This window comes from Sulfurimonas sp. NWX367 (genome assembly GCF_039667065.1).
Taxonomy (GTDB): Bacteria; Campylobacterota; Campylobacteria; order Campylobacterales; family Sulfurimonadaceae; genus Sulfurimonas; species Sulfurimonas hydrogeniphila.
The window spans coordinates 396,706-416,657 of the sequence record NZ_JALCZM010000002.1 but is presented as its reverse complement, the minus strand read 5'-3'; the positions used below and the strand labels follow the sequence as shown (position 1 = coordinate 416,657).

General features: G+C 40.0%; 20 protein-coding genes. 3 read left to right on the top strand and 17 right to left on the bottom strand.

The window, feature by feature from the left end:
• From MNY28_RS06765 to MNY28_RS06710, 12 genes are all read right to left on the bottom strand, one after another.
• Nucleotides 1-546 (bottom strand): hypothetical protein, encoded by a 546-nt coding sequence (locus tag MNY28_RS06765; RefSeq protein ID WP_151901075.1) that lies wholly within the window; start codon nt 544-546, stop codon nt 1-3.
• A complete protein-coding gene (locus MNY28_RS06760; protein ID WP_346389299.1) occupies nt 547-2,607 on the bottom strand; it encodes a TonB-dependent receptor in 2,061 nt (686 codons plus the stop codon).
• Entirely contained in the window at nt 2,589-3,176 is a 588-nt protein-coding gene (locus MNY28_RS06755) for a GNAT family N-acyltransferase (RefSeq protein ID WP_346389298.1), read from the bottom strand. The genes MNY28_RS06760 and MNY28_RS06755 overlap by 19 nt, the downstream gene beginning before the upstream one ends.
• A gap of 12 nt (nt 3,177-3,188) precedes the next feature.
• Nucleotides 3,189-3,659: a thioredoxin-dependent thiol peroxidase gene (bcp, locus tag MNY28_RS06750; protein WP_151901077.1), complete on the bottom strand. Its 471-nt coding sequence runs from the start codon at nt 3,657-3,659 to the stop codon at nt 3,189-3,191.
• A gap of 289 nt (nt 3,660-3,948) precedes the next feature.
• Nucleotides 3,949-4,428 (bottom strand): DUF420 domain-containing protein, encoded by a 480-nt coding sequence (locus MNY28_RS06745; RefSeq protein ID WP_346389297.1) that lies wholly within the window; start codon nt 4,426-4,428, stop codon nt 3,949-3,951.
• Nucleotides 4,429-4,431: 3 nt separating this feature from the next.
• The gene (locus tag MNY28_RS06740) at nt 4,432-5,031 is read right to left on the bottom strand and encodes a DedA family protein (protein WP_346389296.1); all 600 of its coding nucleotides are present in this window, start codon (nt 5,029-5,031) and stop codon (nt 4,432-4,434) included.
• Nucleotides 5,028-6,050 (bottom strand): undecaprenyldiphospho-muramoylpentapeptide beta-N-acetylglucosaminyltransferase, encoded by a 1,023-nt coding sequence (gene murG, locus MNY28_RS06735; protein WP_346389295.1) that lies wholly within the window; start codon nt 6,048-6,050, stop codon nt 5,028-5,030. The genes MNY28_RS06740 and murG overlap by 4 nt, the downstream gene beginning before the upstream one ends.
• A 12-nt stretch (nt 6,051-6,062) precedes the next feature.
• Nucleotides 6,063-7,229 (bottom strand): FtsW/RodA/SpoVE family cell cycle protein, encoded by a 1,167-nt coding sequence (locus tag MNY28_RS06730; protein WP_151901081.1) that lies wholly within the window; start codon nt 7,227-7,229, stop codon nt 6,063-6,065.
• Nucleotides 7,230-7,236: 7 nt separating this feature from the next.
• Nucleotides 7,237-7,761: a hypothetical protein gene (locus MNY28_RS06725; protein ID WP_346389294.1), complete on the bottom strand. Its 525-nt coding sequence runs from the start codon at nt 7,759-7,761 to the stop codon at nt 7,237-7,239.
• On the bottom strand, nt 7,758-8,282 hold the full coding sequence (locus MNY28_RS06720) for a hypothetical protein (protein ID WP_151901083.1): 525 nt from the start codon (nt 8,280-8,282) through the stop codon (nt 7,758-7,760). The genes MNY28_RS06725 and MNY28_RS06720 overlap by 4 nt, the downstream gene beginning before the upstream one ends.
• Entirely contained in the window at nt 8,279-9,139 is an 861-nt protein-coding gene (gene mqnP / locus MNY28_RS06715) for a menaquinone biosynthesis prenyltransferase MqnP (RefSeq protein ID WP_346389293.1), read from the bottom strand. The genes MNY28_RS06720 and mqnP overlap by 4 nt, the downstream gene beginning before the upstream one ends.
• A gap of 53 nt (nt 9,140-9,192) precedes the next feature.
• Nucleotides 9,193-12,306: an FIST N-terminal domain-containing protein gene (locus MNY28_RS06710; RefSeq protein WP_346389292.1), complete on the bottom strand. Its 3,114-nt coding sequence runs from the start codon at nt 12,304-12,306 to the stop codon at nt 9,193-9,195.
• Nucleotides 12,307-12,408: 102 nt separating this feature from the next.
• Here MNY28_RS06710 and MNY28_RS06705 point away from each other — a divergent pair, with 102 nt between their 5' ends.
• A complete protein-coding gene (locus MNY28_RS06705; protein ID WP_151901086.1) occupies nt 12,409-13,080 on the top strand; it encodes a hypothetical protein in 672 nt (223 codons plus the stop codon).
• Nucleotides 13,077-13,973, top strand: a complete 897-nt coding sequence (gene miaA / locus MNY28_RS06700; protein WP_346389291.1) for a tRNA (adenosine(37)-N6)-dimethylallyltransferase MiaA — start codon at nt 13,077-13,079, stop codon at nt 13,971-13,973. Before MNY28_RS06705 ends, miaA begins: the two co-directional genes overlap by 4 nt.
• Here the strand turns inward: miaA and aguB are convergent.
• Nucleotides 13,954-14,811, bottom strand: a complete 858-nt coding sequence (aguB, locus tag MNY28_RS06695; RefSeq protein ID WP_346389290.1) for an N-carbamoylputrescine amidase — start codon at nt 14,809-14,811, stop codon at nt 13,954-13,956. The genes miaA and aguB overlap by 20 nt on opposite strands.
• Nucleotides 14,812-14,814: 3 nt before the next feature.
• Entirely contained in the window at nt 14,815-15,093 is a 279-nt protein-coding gene (locus MNY28_RS06690; RefSeq protein ID WP_151901089.1) for a peptidylprolyl isomerase, read from the bottom strand.
• A gap of 248 nt (nt 15,094-15,341) precedes the next feature.
• On the opposite strand from MNY28_RS06690, the gene MNY28_RS06685 reads away from it, so the two are divergent.
• Nucleotides 15,342-15,911, top strand: coding sequence for a hypothetical protein (locus MNY28_RS06685; RefSeq protein WP_346389289.1), 570 nt, complete (start codon nt 15,342-15,344; stop codon nt 15,909-15,911).
• On the opposite strand, the gene MNY28_RS06680 is transcribed toward MNY28_RS06685, so the two are convergent.
• From MNY28_RS06680 to MNY28_RS06670, 3 genes are all read right to left on the bottom strand, one after another.
• Nucleotides 15,901-16,653 (bottom strand): TIGR01458 family HAD-type hydrolase, encoded by a 753-nt coding sequence (locus MNY28_RS06680; protein ID WP_346389288.1) that lies wholly within the window; start codon nt 16,651-16,653, stop codon nt 15,901-15,903. The two genes, MNY28_RS06685 and MNY28_RS06680, sit on opposite strands and share 11 nt — an antisense overlap.
• Nucleotides 16,654-16,664: 11 nt before the next feature.
• The gene (locus MNY28_RS06675) at nt 16,665-17,588 is read right to left on the bottom strand and encodes a glutaminase (protein WP_346389287.1); all 924 of its coding nucleotides are present in this window, start codon (nt 17,586-17,588) and stop codon (nt 16,665-16,667) included.
• 128 nt (nt 17,589-17,716) lie between these two features.
• The gene (locus MNY28_RS06670; RefSeq protein WP_346389286.1) at nt 17,717-19,951 is read right to left on the bottom strand and encodes an AAA family ATPase; all 2,235 of its coding nucleotides are present in this window, start codon (nt 19,949-19,951) and stop codon (nt 17,717-17,719) included.
• Nucleotide 19,952: the final 1 nt, after the last annotated feature.

Genomic DNA, 19,952 nt, shown 5'->3' with positions numbered 1-19,952 from the left:
TCAAAAACTATCTTTGTCCAAAAACTTTACCATTTGATATAAAAAAGAGACAAAATCAACATCATCTCTCAGGTTCTCTTTATTAAGATAAATCATGGTTGATTTTTCTATCAGCAAGGAGAGCAGCAGTCCCTCTTTTAGATTTTCTATATCATACGAAAAGGTGATGATTCCTTTTTCCCTGGCAATTTTTGCAACTCTGGCAATATTCTCCTTGGAAGATTTCAGAACATAAAATGCTGACGCAGGTGTTTTCATATCAAGATGTGCGAAATCAACTATCTTCACTTCATAAGGGTATTTATCAAAATGCCCTTTAAATTTATTTTCTATATACTGCTTTACATGTAGGGCTGTATCATAATCACTTTCATCACACACAATGGTATATACAAGTCTGTTTTTTATAAGTTTTTTTTCTATTTTTTTATCAAGTAACATGATTTTTGGAAAAATTGATGCCTGTGCTTTGAGTAACAACTCATCATAACTGTATCCAAAAAGCAGAGGAACAAACAAGAAATGTAAAAGTAGTAAACGCATCATCTAAAACCTCTTTTTAAAGGTAAGTAAAAATGTTCTGCGTTCCTGCGCATAATCATTTACATAGGTATTTGGTGAAGAGGGGTATCGCACATCTGTATCAAAAAGGTTTTTCACACTGACATTCAACGTATAACCATACTGAATATTTTTATAATTCACTGCAGTATCGAGTGTCATATAGCCCTTTAGCTTTGGACGCAGATCTGTCTCTACCCTCTCTTTTGAACTGACATACTTTGCTGTTGCACTCAAAGCCAAAGCAGGATTTATATTATAAATATAAAATCCTTTTACCAGATGATGGGATACATTCGGCAGGTTATTACTGTCGCTGCTGCCATCCATCCTGTAGCTGCCATCTGTGTAGGTATAATTTGCATATACTTTGTCATTAGGCAGGATATGCCCCCTGAACTCAAGTTCTATTCCGTAAATATCTGTCTTGGCACTGTTTTTATACACAGGATCTGTAACAGAATTGTATATCTGATCTTTGTTGGCAAGATAAAAAAGATTCGCCTGCAAATAGGCATCATTGGAAAAATTTCTGATGTATGCCAGTTCATACGATGTTACTTTCTCCGGCTTTAAATCTGTACTGCCTACTCTTGCACTGTTGTTTTTTGTAAACATCTCCTGCCAAGAGGGATTTCTGTGGGAGTTACTGTATATGGCTTTAAATATGTTTTTGAAATCTTTATGATACACAAAAGAAATTCTTGGTTCAAACCCTGCATCTTCATAAGAAGTCTGTTCATAATTTATACCGTATAAGATGCTTAGCTTAGCATTAACATTGTATTCATCCCCCAAAAAGAACGTATAAACATCCCGTGAAGCATCTTTATCAAAAAACGGCCGTGTCAGCGTATAATCTACCAAAGTTGCATCACCCGTAGCAAGATTGGAGAGTTTCGAACTCATCTGGATCGTTCTCTCCTGTCTTGCTTTGTAGCCTATTGTAATGGTATGTTTTGCAACTCCGCTGTATTTCACATACGTCGACTGATACAAAACTCTCTGCTTGGCATAATGCTCTCCGTAAATACCATCAGGAAATACTACACTGCCTAAAACCAAGTTATCAGGTGCCAGTTTTGCTTTTGAATCAAAAGCATTGTATTTTACTCCTGCTTTTATGTCCAGTTTAAAAGAGTGTATCTTTTTCATATATCCCAGTTCAGCATAGTAACTCGGCAGTTTCATTCTGTCACTCTTTTGAGGCAGGGCAAGGTTGATCCCGTAGGCGCTTCCCTGTTTATGTTGCAGCATACGGGCTTTGAGTCGAAAGTCTTTGTACCTTACATCCAGTCCGAGAGAATATTCATCAAGCCACAGGGGAGCTTCACCGGACTGAGACAAAGCTATGTTTGCCGGACCTAACGCACCTTGAGAGAGTCCGTCCGGACCGGAAGATATGTTTTTATTGTCTTTTTGGTAATAAAAATCTATATGTGTCTTAAACTCTTTGCTTTTAAAGTTTTTTACAAAACCGCCCATTGTGTAATCATACGACCCGTATTTAAATACAACTTTGTCATTTGATTCAAATTCTTCAAAATCTTCTGCATAAGTAACAACATTAATAGATCCGGCATAGGCATTAATCCCGTCTACTTTACTCCCTGGTCCTCTGATAACCTCTATGCGTTTTATCATCTCTATCGGCATGGAAAGATACTCGGAATAAGAATCAAAGAAAAGATTGTTTACTAAAACACCGTCTATAAGCAGTTTGGACTGTCCATAGGCAAAAGGGTTGGAACCTCTGAAAATCGGTGTCTGGTTATTGAAATTATCAGTAGCCATATCTACACCCGGAACAAGCAACAATGCCTCTTTAAGTGTCGACACACCCAACTTTTCCAACTCTTTTGCTTCAAAGACAGAGATAATATAGGGTTGGTAATGTTCATTTTGTTTTGTTTGTGTAGCAATTTCATTAAACTGCTTCATATCTGTCATAATGGAAGAGAGCAAATCTTCTGCCTGCAGTTGCAGTACTGCCAAACAGACAAGTAAAAAAAGTCGTATGCTGCGCTTCACTCCGTTGTCCCCCATAATTTTACTAATTCGGGATTTGCACACCCAAGTTCTTTCGTATATAAAATACAGGGATAACGCCATCCAAAATCTTGATGCTGTTGAAGCTTTCCTACCGGTTTATATGGCATTTTGTATATTTTCAAAAGCCGTAAAAAGTTTTTTTCAAGATTTCCATATGTATATTCTATTCCCTCTTCTAACATTTTACCATACATATAATGTTTTACCGCTTCTATAATAACTTTTGTTGTCTTCATACTTCTGTATTTTTTATCAACAAAGATTCGTGACATCTCGCCAAGTTTGTTTTTTTCAAACATACTGTTGTCAAACCTTGCACTGTTTTGTGTCGGATATCCAATGGGAGAATTATAAATCAGGCGTACTGTTGCACAGACATTCTCTTCTTCATCCAATGCTGCAAAATGTACCGAATATGCGTCATATTTGTCATACTCTTTTTCATCTTTAAGAGCATTTTTTTCCAGATATTCCGGATATATTTCCCTCAGTATTTTATACCTAAAAGCAAAAATTTTGTCCAGGGTTTTTTTATCGCTTACCTCTAAAAATGTAAAATTCATCATCTTCCGGTTTTATGACTGCTGCAGTTCTTTGAGTTTTTCTTTGACAGCTTCTACATGTCCTTTGACACGCACTTTTTCCCATTTCGCACGCACAATGCCCTCAGGGTCTATAATGAATGTGGAACGGACAATGCCCATATACTCTTTGCCATAGTTTTTCTTCAACTGCCACACACCGTACTTCTGCATCATCTCGGTACTTTCATCACTCAAAAGCGTAATGCCTAAATTGTGTTTTTCTATGAAGTTCCTGTGCTTTTTCGTACTGTCTGCACTCACCCCAAGAATCACCGCATCCAATGATGAAAAATCCGGAGCAGCCTCCGTAAACTCACAGGCTTCTGTTGTACATCCCGGGGTATTGTCTCTCGGGTAAAAATACAACACTATCCATTTTCCTTTTAAATCCCGCAGACACATCTCAACATCATCCTGATTCGGCAGGCAAAAATCCGGTGCCTTCTCTCCAACTTCTATCATTTTCTTTCCTCCTAAAAATAAATTTAACATGCAAACTTCAAAGCCACTCTCAGCCCGCACTAAAGTACGGGTTCCAGTAAACCGTCTTCAAAGCCGCCCTCAGCCCGCACTAAAGTACGGGTTCCAGTAAACCGCCTTCGAAGCCACTCTCAAGTCCGCACTGACGTACTAATTCCGAAAAAATATCAATATGTACTTCGGAACCGGTACTTTTAACGCTAAAGCGTAACTTAGAAAAAAACTAAATTTTTTTCTGCAGTGCCGGCTAATTGCTTTAAAAGCGCTATTGCTAGTAAACAAACAACAGCAAATATACCCAAATACCGCTAAATGAAGTAAAAACTATACCCAAAAAAGTTTTCAAAGCCAATAATTTATGCTCATTGGACTTTAACCCAGGAAGCACTCCTTTTATAACCTGATAATTTGCTTTTGCTATTGTACGACTCCAGTATACCAATGTAAGTACGGCTATGATTACATGTAAGCCCAGTACAAGAGAAGCGTAAGTATGTGAAACACCGCTTCCTTCCATAAAAGCATCAAATCCTCCGCCCATACGGACACCGTATTCAAAGTATCCGACGACAATGACCGATACTGCAAAAATGGTATTTTGAATAATTCCGTGCGCCCTGTAAAGCTTTTTTCTTGCCAAAGATATTGCTCCATATACCAATAATGGCAAAACTGCTACAATAAGTGTCACAACATCCATAAACAAAGGGGCTCTTGTTCCCAAAAACCCCTGCGTAAACATATAATCCATATCTTATGCCTTTCTTTTTTGATAAGTGTAGTATATCCAGACTAATATTACCAACAAAACAAAAACTATTATAGTTATCTCTTTTAAGTATTCTTGTATAAGCGTCTCATTTTCTCCTATAAAATAGCCCAAAAGTGTCAAAATCAGCGCCCAGATTCCGGCTCCCAGCGTGGTAAAAAGAGAAAACTCAACGATATTCATGCGGGCAAGCCCTGCCGGAATCGAAATAAGCTGCCGAATTCCCGGAATAAGCCTGCCTGTAAAAGTAGAGATATGCCCGTGGCTTTGAAAATAATTTTCCATTTTATCAAGTGTCTCTGGAAAAATAAAAAAATATTTCCCGAATTTCAAAAGAAATTTACGTCCCAGTGTCAGTGCCAGATAGTAATTCACAAAAGCTCCAACCAAAGAGCCGCCCAAAGCACTTCCCATAATGTACGCTATACTCATATCTCCTTTTGCTGCCAGATATCCGGCAGGAACCAAAACAATTTCACTCGGAAAAGGAATAAAAGAAGATTCAATCGCCATCATAATAAAAATGCCGGGATATCCCCAGTCAAATATCAAATCTACCAAATCCTGCGCCAGTTCCTGTATCATTTCATCTTCTTTTGTACATCTTGAATCATTTGCTGTGCGACATTCCCGTTTGTGTAGTGCAGGAGCTTTTCACTTTTTTCTTTGAGTTGCGGATTTTTAAGTACCTTGATTAGTTTTGGTTTCAAATTTTTCCCTTCACGTTCGCACCATGCCACATTGTCTTTGACAAGAAACTGCGCATTATAATACTGATGATCACCTGCAGCATGCGGATAGGGAACAAAAAACGCAGGACACCCGTTTGCTGTGAGTTCCCAAAGTGTTGAAGCGCCTGCACGCGAAACAGCCAAATCGGCACGTGTAATCAACTCCGGCAGTTTTTTTGTAAATCCATAAAGCTCAACTGAAACACCAAGTCTGTCATACTCCTGCCTGACCCTTTCATAATCAGCCTCTCCGGCCTGGTGTATGATGGCAATATCCATCTTTTGCAACTTATAGGCTACATGTAAAGCCAAATCATTAATTGCCTTTGCCCCATGAGAACCGCCTAAAAATATAATGGTTTTCAGTTTGTCTCTGCACCTGGCATTTTTATAAAAAAACTCTTTGACAGGATACCCCTTTACAGGAGAATTTTTGTCATAAGCAGAAATGAAACTTTTGGCATATTTTTTTAAAAGCCTGTTGAGTCTGCCCTCAACCGAATTTTGCTCATGAATAAAAAGCGGTATAAAAAGGCTCAAAGAAGCAAAAGATGCCGGTGCCGCAGAAAATCCGCCAACACTGTAAACTGCTTGTATTTTATGTTTTTTCAGAATCTTTCTTGCCTCCAAGAAGGCTTGAAAAACCTTATAGAGTGCGTTTATCTTTGCAATACCCTTTTTGTTCACAACACCTGTTGTTTCTAAAAAATAGACATTTGAAAAATTACTGTATTTTTGAAAATATTTTCTGTCCTGTCCCGAGGTCGAACCGACAAAAATCACCTCATGTCCATCAGCTACAGCAGCCTCTGACAAAGCTTCGGCAATCATCAAATGCCCGCCTGTTCCGCCGCCTGTAATACATAGTTTCATACCCGCTTTTCCTTAATTCATTTTTGCTTTTTTCGATGCCATCAACACCATACCAACACCAAAAGCAGCACCAAGCATTGCCGAACCGCCATAAGAGAGAAAAGGAACAGAAATCCCTTTAATAGGCGTTATACCGCTTATTCCATAGGCATTTACCAAGAAAGAAAAGGAGAGGATCAGTCCGATGCCGATACTAAAGAGATATATACTTGTATCTTTGGTTCTGTTGGCTATTTTAAATATACGCTGAATCATCCACAAAAAGATGAAAACAACACATAAAACACCAAAAAATCCAAACTCTTCCGCAAGTCCTGCCAAAACAAAGTCCGTATGTACCTCACTTAAAAAACCGAGTTTAAATGTTCCGTTTGCAAGGCCTGTACCAAAAAGACCGCCATTGTGTATAGCATTGAGAGAGTGCCCTATCTGATATGGTTCAACTTCAACAGGCACCCGAAGTTTATCGGCAATCGCATCAGGCAAAAGATCAAGCACAGAGTTTTGTGCCAAAGCCCACCATGATTTTATCCTGAGTATTCTGTGCTGTGCCGTTACAATAAAGAGGATAACTGCTCCAAAAATCACACCCAGGATAGAAAAGAAAAACCGAAAACTGCTCCCTGCAAAAATCAGCATAAAAAGCAAAGTAGCTCCGAGAACAACAACCTGACCCAAATCTTTTTGCAAAAAGGCTATAATAAACATTGCCCCTAAGAAAATAACAGCATAGGGCATAAATCTTTTAAACTCGCCACTCAGTCCCATACCGTCATGATGCCCGAGTTTTCGGGAGAAGCTCCAGGCCAGAAAATAGATAAAGCCCACTTTGAAAAACTCAACAGGAGCAAGCGAAAAGCCGGCTATTTTAATCCATCGTTTTGCTCCGCCGACTTCAGAAACAATACTTTCAGGCAAAAAAGGCATGGCTATCATTAAAATCAGAGAACCAAAAAAGAGAGTGAAACCTATGGGTTTGAGCCATCTGTCCGGATCAAGCTGTGAAAGCATAAAAATTATGATCAGACTCATGAGCCCAAAAACAGTCTGTCTTATCGCAAAATGAAATTCATTCACGCCAAACAAGAGTGTAGTATACGGCGTCAGCGTATACGAAAGTACTATACTGATACCAATCAAAAGTGACACGAGGGTAAAAAGCTTTCTGTCTGCGTTCACGCTTGCTCTACTTTATCTTATTTATTTTTAATACAAATTCCACTTCGGGTTTGGAAAGGTGCAGTTCTTTGGAAATTGTCTCAATTGAAACACCCTGTTTAAACAAAGATATAATTTTTTCATCATCATTCCCGTGAATAGATGCAGGAATAGAGATCTGCTTGACACCGCTTTCAAGCTGCAGTATTTTGTTTTGTATTTCATGTTCAATGATATTGATATTGTTTTGCAGCTGCTTTATCGCCAAAGAGAGCGGATGCACCATATCATATACACTGCGTTCTATTTCCTGATAAATCTCCTCATCAGTCATTCTTTGTGAATTGTCTTTTATACTGCTTTGTGTCTGATCAAGTTTTTTTTTCAGATAATAAAACTCTCTGTTTAAATCTTCAACCACAGAAGCAACTGAGCGAATGTTTTTTGAATACTCGGCATCTTTTGTATAGACATAATAGAGCAGATAGAGAATAATCGCACCGAGTATGACAATAAGATATTCTATATTGAAACTGAATTGATCCAAATTCACTGTTTTTTCTCTTTGGATTCACGGATTAATATACGTTCACGTGCAGTCAGGTAAGCAGCCCACTCTTTTTCATCACGCTCATGCATTCTGACAATCTGTGCCAAATTTGGAGAAAGTGCCTTAAAAAACACACCGATATCACGTTTGGGATGTACCGGCATACTAATGCGTCCATAATACTCTTTTCCTTCTTGCAGCATAGGTTCTTCGAGTTCAAAATGTTCAAATCCGATAGCACGAATATGCGCTTCATTTGTCAAAGAGAGCCTTTTTGGTGTTTCATTTTTTAAAAACATCTCCAAAGCGTCTATTTTTCGGTGAAGTTCCACCATAAGGTTCAGCAAAACAGGATCGCTTTCTGCTGTTTCACCTCGGGCTTTTGCAAGCTTGAGCCACTGTGAAATCGGATCATCATCACTTTCACTGAGTTGCTGATACTCTCTTTCATATGCGTCTTTGTTTAAATCGGCTTCTGAAAAAACTATAGCAATCGGTGCGGGAACTAAACGGGGTTTATTCATGAGAGTGTCCTGTCAATAATAATTAAAATTAAAAAGGCAATGCCCAGATAGCCGTTGACGGTAAAAAAAGCACGGTCTATTTTTGTAAAATCTTTTCGTACAAGCATTTGCTCATAATAAAGTACAAAACCACTGCCCAAAGCCGCTGCGTACGCAAACATGCCAAGATCTGCCGCCCATACAAAAAGCAGCCAGAACAAAACGGCCAAGGCATGAAAAAGAGCAGAAATGAAGAGTGTTGCATCTGCTCCGTAACGCGACGGAATAGAGTAAAGATCATTATCTTTGTCAAAATCTATATCCTGTAAAGAATAGAGCAGGTCAAATCCAGCCACCCAAAAAATGACACCCAAAGAAAGCAATACAGACCATAAAGGTATAGCCGCATTGACCGCAACCACTCCGGCAATCGGGGCCAGTCCGAGCGCTATACCCAAAACCACATGTGCCAAAGACGAAAAACGCTTAAAATAAGAGTATGCAGCCAGAACAAATAAAATAGGAAAACTCAAAGCAAAGGCAAGAGAATTTATCATATAGGCTACGGCAATAAAAATAAGCGCATTTACAATGACAAATATAAGTATGCTTCCCCTGTCAAGCCGTCCGTCTACATTCGGACGGCTGCTTGTTCTTGGGTTTTTTGCATCAATATCACGATCGGCATAACGGTTTACACCCATTGCAAAGTTTCTCGCACTGAGTGCCGCCAAAACACCAAGAACCAAAAGCCATAAACCGAACCAACCATCCGCTGCCACTATCATCGCTATAAAAATGAATGGCAGGGAAAAGACGGAGTGTTCAAACATCACAAGTTCATTAAAATCTTTTGCTTTTTGTAGTATCCGCTGCAAATCAAACCTCATCTTCACTCTTTTTTATATTCTATCTAAATGTGATTTAAATTTTAATGATATTGTGCAACTCCTGTTTCAAATGCTTCAATATATTCATAAAGCACTTCTGTTTTGTTTTTGTGTTGCAAAGCATTTTCTTCCAAGGCACTCTTTTCTGTCTCTTGCATGAGGGTGTAGAGTTCCTCAAGAAAAAGTGCCCCTGCCGCACCTTTTATTTTGTGTGCCGTCTCATATATTTTTTTGTTGTCTTCGCGAACAAAGGCATCTTCAAGAAGAGGTACAAGCTCATGCAGACTCTCTAAAAACAACCTCAAAAGTTTTAATCCGACCTCTTTGCTGACACCTACTTTTTTATTTACCTGCAGTAAGATTTTTTCTATATCTATCTGTATGACATCTCTGTGTTGTCTTGAGTATTTTGACAAAATCGTTTCCAGTTCCTCACTGTCTATCGGCTTGCTCAGATACTCATTCATACCGCAGGCAAGAAATTTTTCCCGGTCTCCTTTGATGGCATTTGCCGTCAGTGCCACAATGGCAACATCAGACTGCAGTTCTTTGCGTATAAGTTTTGTCGCTTCAAGACCATTCATCACCGGCATATTTATATCCATAAAAACCAGATCATACTCGTTTTGTGCCACTTTATCCACGGCCTCTTTCCCGTTATGTGCAAATTCGAGGGTTATATTTGTATACTTCCTGAAAATTGATTCTATCAGCATTCTGTTTATTTCATAATCTTCTGCGACAAGTACATGTAAAGAGAGCTTGTCACATACCCCCTCTTGCTGACACTCTCCATATATATTGTCTTCCTGGAGCGTTTCTTCATCCGCATCACACAGATCAAAATCCAGATAAAAGAAAAATTCACTGCCTTTGTCTTCAACAGACTCTACCCGCAGTTCACTGCCAAATACATGAAGCAGATCAGCACTGATGCTCAAACCGAGTCCTGTTCCTCCGAATCTTCTCGTTATCGATGTCTCCGCCTGGGCAAAAGGCTTGAATATCTCTTCGAGTTTGTCCTGTGCAATGCCAATGCCACTGTCTTTGATACTAAAATGAAGTCTTTGCTGTGTCGCAGTTTCCCTGACCAAAGATATACTCAACTTCACAGTACCGCATTCGGGAGTAAATTTAATGGCATTTGAGAGTAGATTTATCATGACCTGTCGCAGGCGGGTAGCATCACTGTACAAACATGCAGAGATGGCATTGTCAATTTCAAGTGTATAGTGCAGGCCTTTTTCGTCTGCTACCGATTTGAGCAGTTCATAGGTTGTTGCAAATTCCACAAAAGGATTCAACGGCACCTTTTCAAGTGAGATTTTATTGTTGGTTATTTTTGAAGAGTCTAAAATATCATTGACAATATTGAGCAGCGTTTTTGTCGAAGAGCTGATAACATTGAGATATTTTTCCTGTGTCGCATCCAGCCGTGTTTTACTCAGCAGCTCCGTAAAACCCAAAATTCCGTTCATCGGAGTTCTGATTTCATGACTCATATTTGCCAAAAACATTGCCTGTGCTGTTTCGGCTGCTTCAGCCTTTTTTCTGCTCTCCACCAAAGAGGTTACATCTTCACGAATTGCCATATATTCTATAATCTCATTATTTTCATCATGAATGGGAATAATAGAGCTTTTGACATAGTAACTGCTGCCGTCTTTTGCTCTGTTGGCAAACTCTCCCTGCCAGATATTTCCTTTTTTTATTTCTCTCCACATCTCGGCAAAGACCTCGTCAGGCACATCCGGATCACGGACAATACTGTGCGACTGACCGATAAGTTCTTCTTTTTTATACCCGCTCACCTCTTCAAAACGTTCATTCACATAGGTAATGTTTCCCAGAGTGTCTGTTCTTGAAATAATAACAACACTGTCAAGTGCTTTTAAAAACTCGTCAAGTTTAAACTTTGACGCTTTAAAGTGCTTCTCTTTTTCCTTCAACTCGGTTGTCACATAGTCAATCAGATTAAAAAGAGCACTGTCTGTTTTGGAACTGTTTTTCAGTTTTCTTTTTTCATTGAGCGTATGCTTGCGTGTTTGGGTCCCTTTTTCACGCAAAAATAAAATTGTTGTCGTGATATTGAGCAGTCTTGCTTTTTTTTCATTTAAGAAAAACTCTCCAAAGGTAAAAAAACCGCTGGTGGGTGCAATATTCTCAAGCAATCGAAATATTTTCTCCAGCTCTTTGTCCAAAAACTGTTTTCTTGCAATACAGGAGTATATAAAGCAGGCCTGCAAAGAGTCTGTATCCGTTATGCCTTCTTTGAGAGTATACTGGTTCACAAGAGTTCTGCTGCCTATGCCAAAACGCACCTCTTCTCCCTCCGCCAAATTACCACCGTACAATAAACTTCCGTCATCAAACACACTGAGCATGGATCTTGCGACAGGCATATCTTTTTCCTGGCAGATGAGCGGAAATTCTATCGTTGAAGCCGGCATATTGTCCACGGCGAAATCACCAAGCACTTCGGCATACACATCTTTGATAGGACGGTGATCGATTTCATAGACTCTTGCACCTTCGGATTTTGTAATCATAAAAGTCGGACCGACAGCTCTCCAACCCAGGTTATAATCCTGAAACACTTCCAGTGCCTCCCCTTGCAGGGTAACACATACAGCACCACCGTCAAACACTTTGTCTTCAAAGACTGTATAGGTCTGCTGAAAATGAAGCATATCTGCAGCCATCCCTCCGGCAATGACCGCATGATTGAAATTACAGGAGGCAAGCCCTTCAAGATACTCCTCTCCGTTATGCTGCAGACCGTCCAAAAAGGTAATGACACATTTTGTATCTTTGCCAAAAATCTTTTTTGACAAAGTGTGCCCGAGTCTATAAGAGTCCTCTCCTCTTTCATAATATGCATACAGCGTTGTTTTTTCAAAAAGTGTTATGCTGACAACCGTACTGCTGTCGAGCATCTCTCCGTTTGCAATTTCTCCTGCCGCAGAAGCACCGATGAGCAGGGCATCTGTAAAAGTCGTATATATCTCTGCAGCGGTTTTTTGCAGTGCCTCTTTTGATTCCAAAGAGCTGAACAGTTGAATTAAAATATTTTTTTGATTTACATCAATGGCTGCCTCTTGCAAAAAGCTGTGAAAAGCATCCAAATCTGTATATATATGATTGTACTGTTTCATAATAAATCTTTTTGTTTGAGTTTACACCATAAGGCTTTACAAAGTTATTAAGTTTGGTATAATTACTCTTCAAATCAACAAAACAATAAGGTTTATTCAATTATGAAATTTACTATTTTTCTTTTTCTGCTCCTCTTTTTCAGTGCCTGTAATTTCACTGAATCCAAAGAAGAGCTTGCAGCAAAACAGCTTGCACAAAAAAAAGCTTTTGAAGAAAAAGTTGCCGACACAAAAGAGATACAACTCAAACAAATTGATGCACAAAAAGAGCAGGAGCTGGCAAAGATAAATGCACAGACTACTCTGGCGAAAATGGAAAAAGCACAACTGCTGGAAAAAATAAAACTTGAAGCAGCAGCACAGAAAGAAAAAATGCTTTTGGCCCAGGCAAAAGAGAAAGAGGCTTTTGAGGCAAAACTGCGTGATTTGGAGCGTCAGGATGCTATGGAATTAAAACGCTACCTCCTGTTGATACTCTTTTTTGTACTGCTTATTGCTACTTATTTTATCTACCTCTATTTCAAGCGCAGACACGATGATAAACTCAGAGCCTACCAGGACAACCTGGACAAATATTTTCATCAGCAGGAAAACATGACAAAAATGCGTATAGCCGAAAAAATTATCGACACTGTCGCCAGCGGCAAGCTGGGAAAAGAACAGGAGAGTGAGCTTATAAAAGCACTCAGCGGCAATATTTCACCTGCAGATGAACCTAAACTGCTCAGTGATGAAACAACGCAAGACGCGCAAATAATCGATCAAGACAAATGAGTTTCAAACAGATTGCCATTATAGGACCAACGGCCTCGGGAAAAAGTGACTTGGCCATCAGCGTTGCACAACAGACAAATGCCTGTATTCTCTCCATAGATTCACTGAGCATCTATAAAGAAATTGACATCGTCTCGGCAAAGCCTTCTTCTGAAGAACTCACACAAATCAAACATTACGGTATCAATGAACTTTTTGTCAATGAACATTTCAGTGTTGATATTTTTATAGATTTGTATAAAAAAGTACGCCTTACATGTAAAGAAGAAAACAAAAATCTCGTCATCGTCGGCGGCACCTCTTTTTACCTCAAATCTTTGCTTGAAGGGCTCTCGACACTTCCCGATATTACACAGGAACACAGTTTACATGTAACGAAGAAACTGCAAAATCTGGATGCCTGTTATGCATTTTTGGTACAAACAGATCCAGAATATATGCAAAAAATCGCCTCCAGTGACAGATACCGTATAGAAAAAGCGCTCCTGATTTATGAAGCATCGGGTATCTCTGCGAGTGAATGGTTCCGACAAAATCCGCCAAAGCCCATTATCGAAGACATAGATATTTACAATATTGACGTCCAAAGAGATCTTTTGCGCCAACGCATCCAAAAAAGAACACAGAAAATGTATGAAAAAGGACTGATTGACGAGGTTTGTTTTTTGGAACAAAAATATACAAGAACACCCCATGCCATGGGCGCCATCGGCATAATGGAAGTGCTTGATTTTTTAGACGGCAAAATAAAACAAGAGGAAATGCTCTCTCTTATCTCTACACACACCGCACAGCTTGCAAAAAGACAACAGACTTTTAACCGCACGCAGTTTAAGAATGTCACAAATGCAAAGCTTGAAGATTTGGAAGAACTTATTTTGAGCAGATTTTAGCATACATCTCAGGACGTCTGTCTCTTAGCAGCCCCCAATATTCTCTTTGTTTGGCATTCTCAGCCAGGTCAAATTCAGCGTAAATAACCTCTTCTCTCCAACGGGAAGCCTCTGCAATTTTTGCCCCTGTATAGTCTGTAATAAAAGAAGAACCGTAAAAAGTAAGCCTGCAGCTCTCCCCTTTTTCTTCTCCTGTACGGTTTGCAACAACCACCGGTACCGTATTTGTCGCGGCATGCCCCATCTGGACTCTTTGCCAGTGCTCTTTGGAGTCCAAATGAATCTCCGGTTCACTCCCTATAGCCGTCGGATAAAACAGAATCTCTGCACCCATCAAAGTCAATGCCCGTGCCGTTTCACAGAACCATTGGTCCCAGCAGATGCCTACCCCGATTTTTCCGTACGCTGTTTCATAGACCTTAAAGCCGGTATTTCCCGGTTTGAAGTAAAACTTCTCTTCATATCCCGGACCGTCGGGAATATGTGTTTTTCGGTAGTTCTCCATCACCGTTCCGTCTGCATTGATCACAACAAGCGAGTTAAAATACTCTTTATCTGCTTTTTCAAAATAACTCACTAAAACAACTACATGTAGCTCTTTTGCCAAAGCCGCAAAATGTTGTATCAGTGCGTTATTTTTCAAAGGCTGTGCCCATGCAAAGTATTTTTCGTCCATATCTTTGCAAAAATAGAGCCCTTCAAAAAGTTCCGGTAAAAGTATGATATTTGCTCCGTTTGCAGCAGCTTCACGGACAAACTGCCCAGCTTTTAAAACATTGGCGTTTTTGTCTTCGCTCATACTCATCTGAATTGCAGCTGCTTTTACCGGTTTATTCATAACCTATCCTCTGCCTGTTACTTCTAAAAGATGGTAGCCAAACTGTGTCTGAATCGGTCCGTACACGACACCGACATCCCCGCTAAATACAGCCTCATCAAATTCAGGAACCATTTGTCCCGGTCCGAATTTCCCCAAATCTCCGCCGTTTGCCGAAGAAGGACATGTGGAATTTGCTTTTGCCACCTCCGCAAAATCCGCTCCGTTTTGTATTTCGTTTTTCAATTCATTACACTTTTCTTCACTCTCTACAAGTATATGTCTTGCTGTTGCCCATGCCATCTTTTAATTCCTTAATTTTGTTTTACAAAATGAAGGAAACCGTCTATTGATTTTATCACGAGTATGAAAGTAATTTCATTCTCTACGTTAACACTAGGTTTCCTTCGGCAGGAAGCCCGTCGCACCAGTACGACTTTATTCCACATTTTGTTTATAAAATTTTACTCTATTTTTACTTATAGTTACACTTTAGGACTTTTGTATTAACTACTTTTACCTATAATACTGAAAAAATACGGAGAAGATATATGAAAAATATAATTATTGGACTTTTGGCGACTTTTTTGCTGCTGGGCTGCAGCTCAAAAAGTGATGAGAACAAAAATGTAGAACCAAAACTCGTTGTCTCAAAAAGTCTGGCAGATCTAAAACTCAAAGACCAGTTTGAAAAGCCGCATACACTCAATGCAGACACATACAAAGTGATTTTTGCTTTTGACAAAGAGCCTGCACATACATGTAACGACTTTTTTAACACACAAAAACAGAACTACCTGCAAGAGCATCATGTGCAGTTTGTAGCCGATGTGAGTGCGGCACCTTCCATTATCAGAAGCCTTTTTATTCTTCCTGGACTCAAAGATTTCAAACATGTTGTTCTGCTTTTGGATGACAAAAAAGTTGCAGCACCGTACAGAAAAGGGATTGATACAACAAAAATAGTTGTTGTGACACTCTTAAACAAAAAAATTACGGACGTAAAAACAATCTCTACAACCGAGCAGTTGAAAAAAGCGGTTGAAGATGATTCGGCTATGTCTTACATCGCCCCTGTTATCAACAAAGTTATGGACAGTGTAGACAACGCTACAAAATAGAAGCAACTGAATCAAAAAGATACTCAGGCTTGATGCCCAAAGACAAATCTTTTTTTGAAAACTTTCCTGTTTTGACAAGAGCCGCTTTTATACCGGCGTCTTGTGCTCCTTTTATATCACTCTCTATATCATCGCCTATCATGACGCACTTCTCTGGCTTTACATGTAAACTCGCACAGGCCAAATGGTAAAATTCTTTGCTTGGTTTGCCTATAAGCGAAGCACTCTGTCCGCTGGCATACTCCAAGGCACTCACAAAACAGCCGGCATCCATACTCAGTTCGTTGTCCGCATCTTTAAAGTACCTGTTTTTTGCAATGGCAAGCAGCGAAGCCCCCTCCATCAGCTTTCTGAATGCACGGTTGAGATTTTTGTAATTGAAATTTTCTTGGGCATCTCCGACAACGACATACTTTTTGTCATAATATTTCAGCTCGTTAAAAAAAGAGAGCGCATCATCCGTCAGTAAAAACTCCGCAGAACTTTTCTCTTTTGCTAAAAACATTTTTGTCACGTCAAGCGCCGTAATAATTTCCTCACTCTCAATGTCAAAGCCCATTTTTTGCAGTTTTTTGACAACCTGTGCAGAGGTTTTTTGGGTGGTATTTGTCAAAAAACGTATGGGGTAGTGCTTTTTTATCTCTCTTATTGCCGCAACCGCGCCTTTTATAGGCTCCTCGCCTACATACAACACACCGCCGATGTCACACAACACCGCCTTTACAGATTCATCAAACATCATTCTCTCCTCCTTTAAAAAATCGAAAGCCCCGTTTTTGTCGTAAAAAGCTCCAGTGCCTTTGTACCTATGAGTGAGTTTCCCTGTTCATTCAGTGCAGGTGACCAGACACAGATTCCCATTTTTTGAGGAATGACGGCTACAATTCCCCCACCTACACCGCTTTTTCCGGGAACACCCACTTTAAAAGCAAAATCCCCCGACGCATCATAATGTCCACAGGTCAGCATCACGGCATTTATCCGCTTTGCCTGCGCTTTGGTTACATAGGTTTTTTTGTTTATGGGGTCTATGCCGTGGTTGGCAAGGTAGAGCATAGAGCGTGAAAGCATTTTTGTATTCATCTCCAGGGCACAGTGATTAAAATAGGTCTGCACCAGTGTTATCGCTTCATTGTCGATATTGCCAAAACTTTTCATCAGGTTTGTCAGTGCCAGATTCCTGTAGGCATGCTGCATTTCTGAACTTGCTACGACTGTATCCATACTTATACTTGTATCATCGGCAATAGAGCGTATAAAATCCACTATGGCATCAAAGGCGAGCGTATCTTTTTTATAATGGCTTATAAGCGTGTCTGTTATAACAATGGCACCCGCATTGATAAAAGGATTTCTTGGAATCCCGTTTTCATATTCGAGTTGCACAAGAGAATTAAAAGGGTTTCCCGAAGGTTCACGTCCTACGCGCCTGTAAAGCTCTGCACCGAAATATTTTAAAGCCATCGTAAAGGTAAAAACTTTGGAGATACTCTGTATGGAAAAAAGTGTCTCTGAAGCACCCACATGGTAAGAACTTCCGTCAAAAAAGGTAATGCTCATCGCAAACTGCTTTGCATCAGCCTCTGCAAGTGCAGGAATATAGTCGGCCACTTTTCCTTTTCCAAAAAGCGGCTGTATTTCAATCTCAATATCTTGCAGAATTTGTTGGTAGTCCATCGGTTTATCCTTTTAAGCCACAGAGCCCGCACTGCAGAAAAAAATTTAGTTTTTTTCTAAGTTACGCTTTAGCGTTAAAAGTACGGGTTCCGAAAAAGTCACTCTAAGATATTTTAACACAATTAAGATTATTTTAATTCCAAAAGTACCGTGTCTCTCCTGGTTACATCAACCCGTCTGCAGGCATTTTCAAAGGCTCCGCCCTCGCCTATGACGATACATTTGTGCTTGGCACGCGTAATGGCGGTATATATCAGCTTGGTATTGTGCATAATATAGTGCGTAAAACTCATAGGAATCACCACTATATCATACTCCATGCCCTGTACTTTATGAATCGTCAGGGCATAGGAGAGCATCAAATGTGATTTCAGCTCTTCATATTCATAACGAACCACTACATCTTCATTGGGGTAAAAAACAAATACCTGCTCTTCTTCTTCATCAATTTTAAAAAGGAGTCCGCTCATGCCATTAAAAATTCTCCGCTCATTTGCTTCCTCCCCCTCTTTAAAGCCCTCGCCGCTCCAAGAAACCATATTTTCGTTTTTCGTATGCACGACCTTGTCCATCAAACGAAATTCAAGTTCACCCCGCTTGACACACTTTTTCGGATTGGGATTAAAATACTCCTGCAAAACTTTGTTGAGATTATTCGAGCCTAATATTCCGCCTTTCATAGGCGTAATAACCTGAAAATAGTTCAGATACTCTTTAATCTGTTTGTTGCTCAGCCGGTATCTGGCTTTTTCTATAGACTCGACAACCCGGTGAATAATCTCCGCAATAATCTGTTGTGAGTTGTCCTCTCTGAGGTTTTTTAACTCCTCCTGTGAGAGTTGGTTTTTCAAGGCGTAGTAGTTTTGAATACTGACATCGACAAACTCGAAATCTTCATATTTTTGCCGATACTCGGGAATCTCTGCCTGACGAATTTGGTTGGCGATGAGGGTAATCGCCTGTTCTTCACTCTGTCTGTAAATCTGTGTCAGTTTCACAGTAGGCGCAAGTGCGAGTGTCAGCACATCACTCAAAACATTTCCCGCTCCGATAGGAGGCAACTGCGCATCATCTCCGACAATAATGACAATGGCCTTTTTAGAAATTTTGTGCATCACCCGTGCAAACAATGAAGAGTTTATCATAGAGGCTTCATCAATCAATACAACCGAATAGGGAAATTTGTCACTTCCCTCATGTTTGACCAGCAGTGACTGAATTGTTGCAGACTCAAAACCCGTTGTGTCGCTGATACGCTGGGAAGCAATGCCACTCAAAGCACAGGTAATTATCTCTTTTTTATCATATCGGGTGTTGAGCAGTTCTAAAATTGTTTTGCTTGTCGTACTCTTTCCTGTTCCAGCATAGCCGACCAAAAAAAGTAAAGAAGCGCCCTTATTTATCATCTCCACGGCAGTTTTTTGCTGTTCGCCGAGCTTGAGAGAACTCTCAGACAAAAAAGCATCAAGGTCTTTGACAAATCCGCCGCTGTCAAGTTTTGCTCGCGTTGTAAAATCATCATACAAAAACTTCTCTGCATCATACAGACGTACAGGAGAAACCCGATCGTTTTTCATAATCACTATACTTTGTTCAGCCACCCGCTCCACCAAAGCCGCCTCATACAGATTTTCTTTGTTGACAAACCCGAGCAGTTCGTCCAGACCGCCAAAAAGCACCTCTTTTGCTATGCAGCTGTTTCCCTGTGCCTCACAGTAGTTTAAGAGCACATAATCCATCGCCGAACTGATACGCTGTTCATTCTCAGGAGTCACGCCCATTTTCAGTGCCAGTTCATCCGCACGTTTGAAACCTATGGAGTTGATATTTGTCAGAATGTAGGGATTTTCTTTGATTTTTGTGCACGGCTCGTCCACATCTTTCATCGCGGTGGCAATCGTTGTCAACAGTGCCGGTGTTACATCATAAGGGCTTAAAAACTCCCCCAGCCGACGCATGGAACGAAACTGTTTCCATGAAGCCTGGATTTTTTTGAGCCGTTTTTCTTTAATGCCTTTGAACTCCAGCAGTTTTTCTATGTCATTGTCCAAAATTTCTACAAGTTCTTCCGCGCCGAAATGTTCTATCAGATCCGCAGAGAGTTTTTTTGTAAAGCCTTTAATGATTTTATTTAAAAAGAAAAAGAGTTCATTCTGGTTGACTTTGAGTGTCTCAAATTTAAAAGTCTTGCCATACTTTTTATGCTCAACCCACTCTCCCTCAAGCGTAATAGCAGACCCTTTAATACTCTCGACATCACTTTCAAAATAGGTCCCGCTGATTTTTTCACCGCTTTTTAAAACAGCAATGAAAAAGCCCTCGGATTCAAAAAGAATTCTGTCGATTTGCCCTATGAGTGTCACG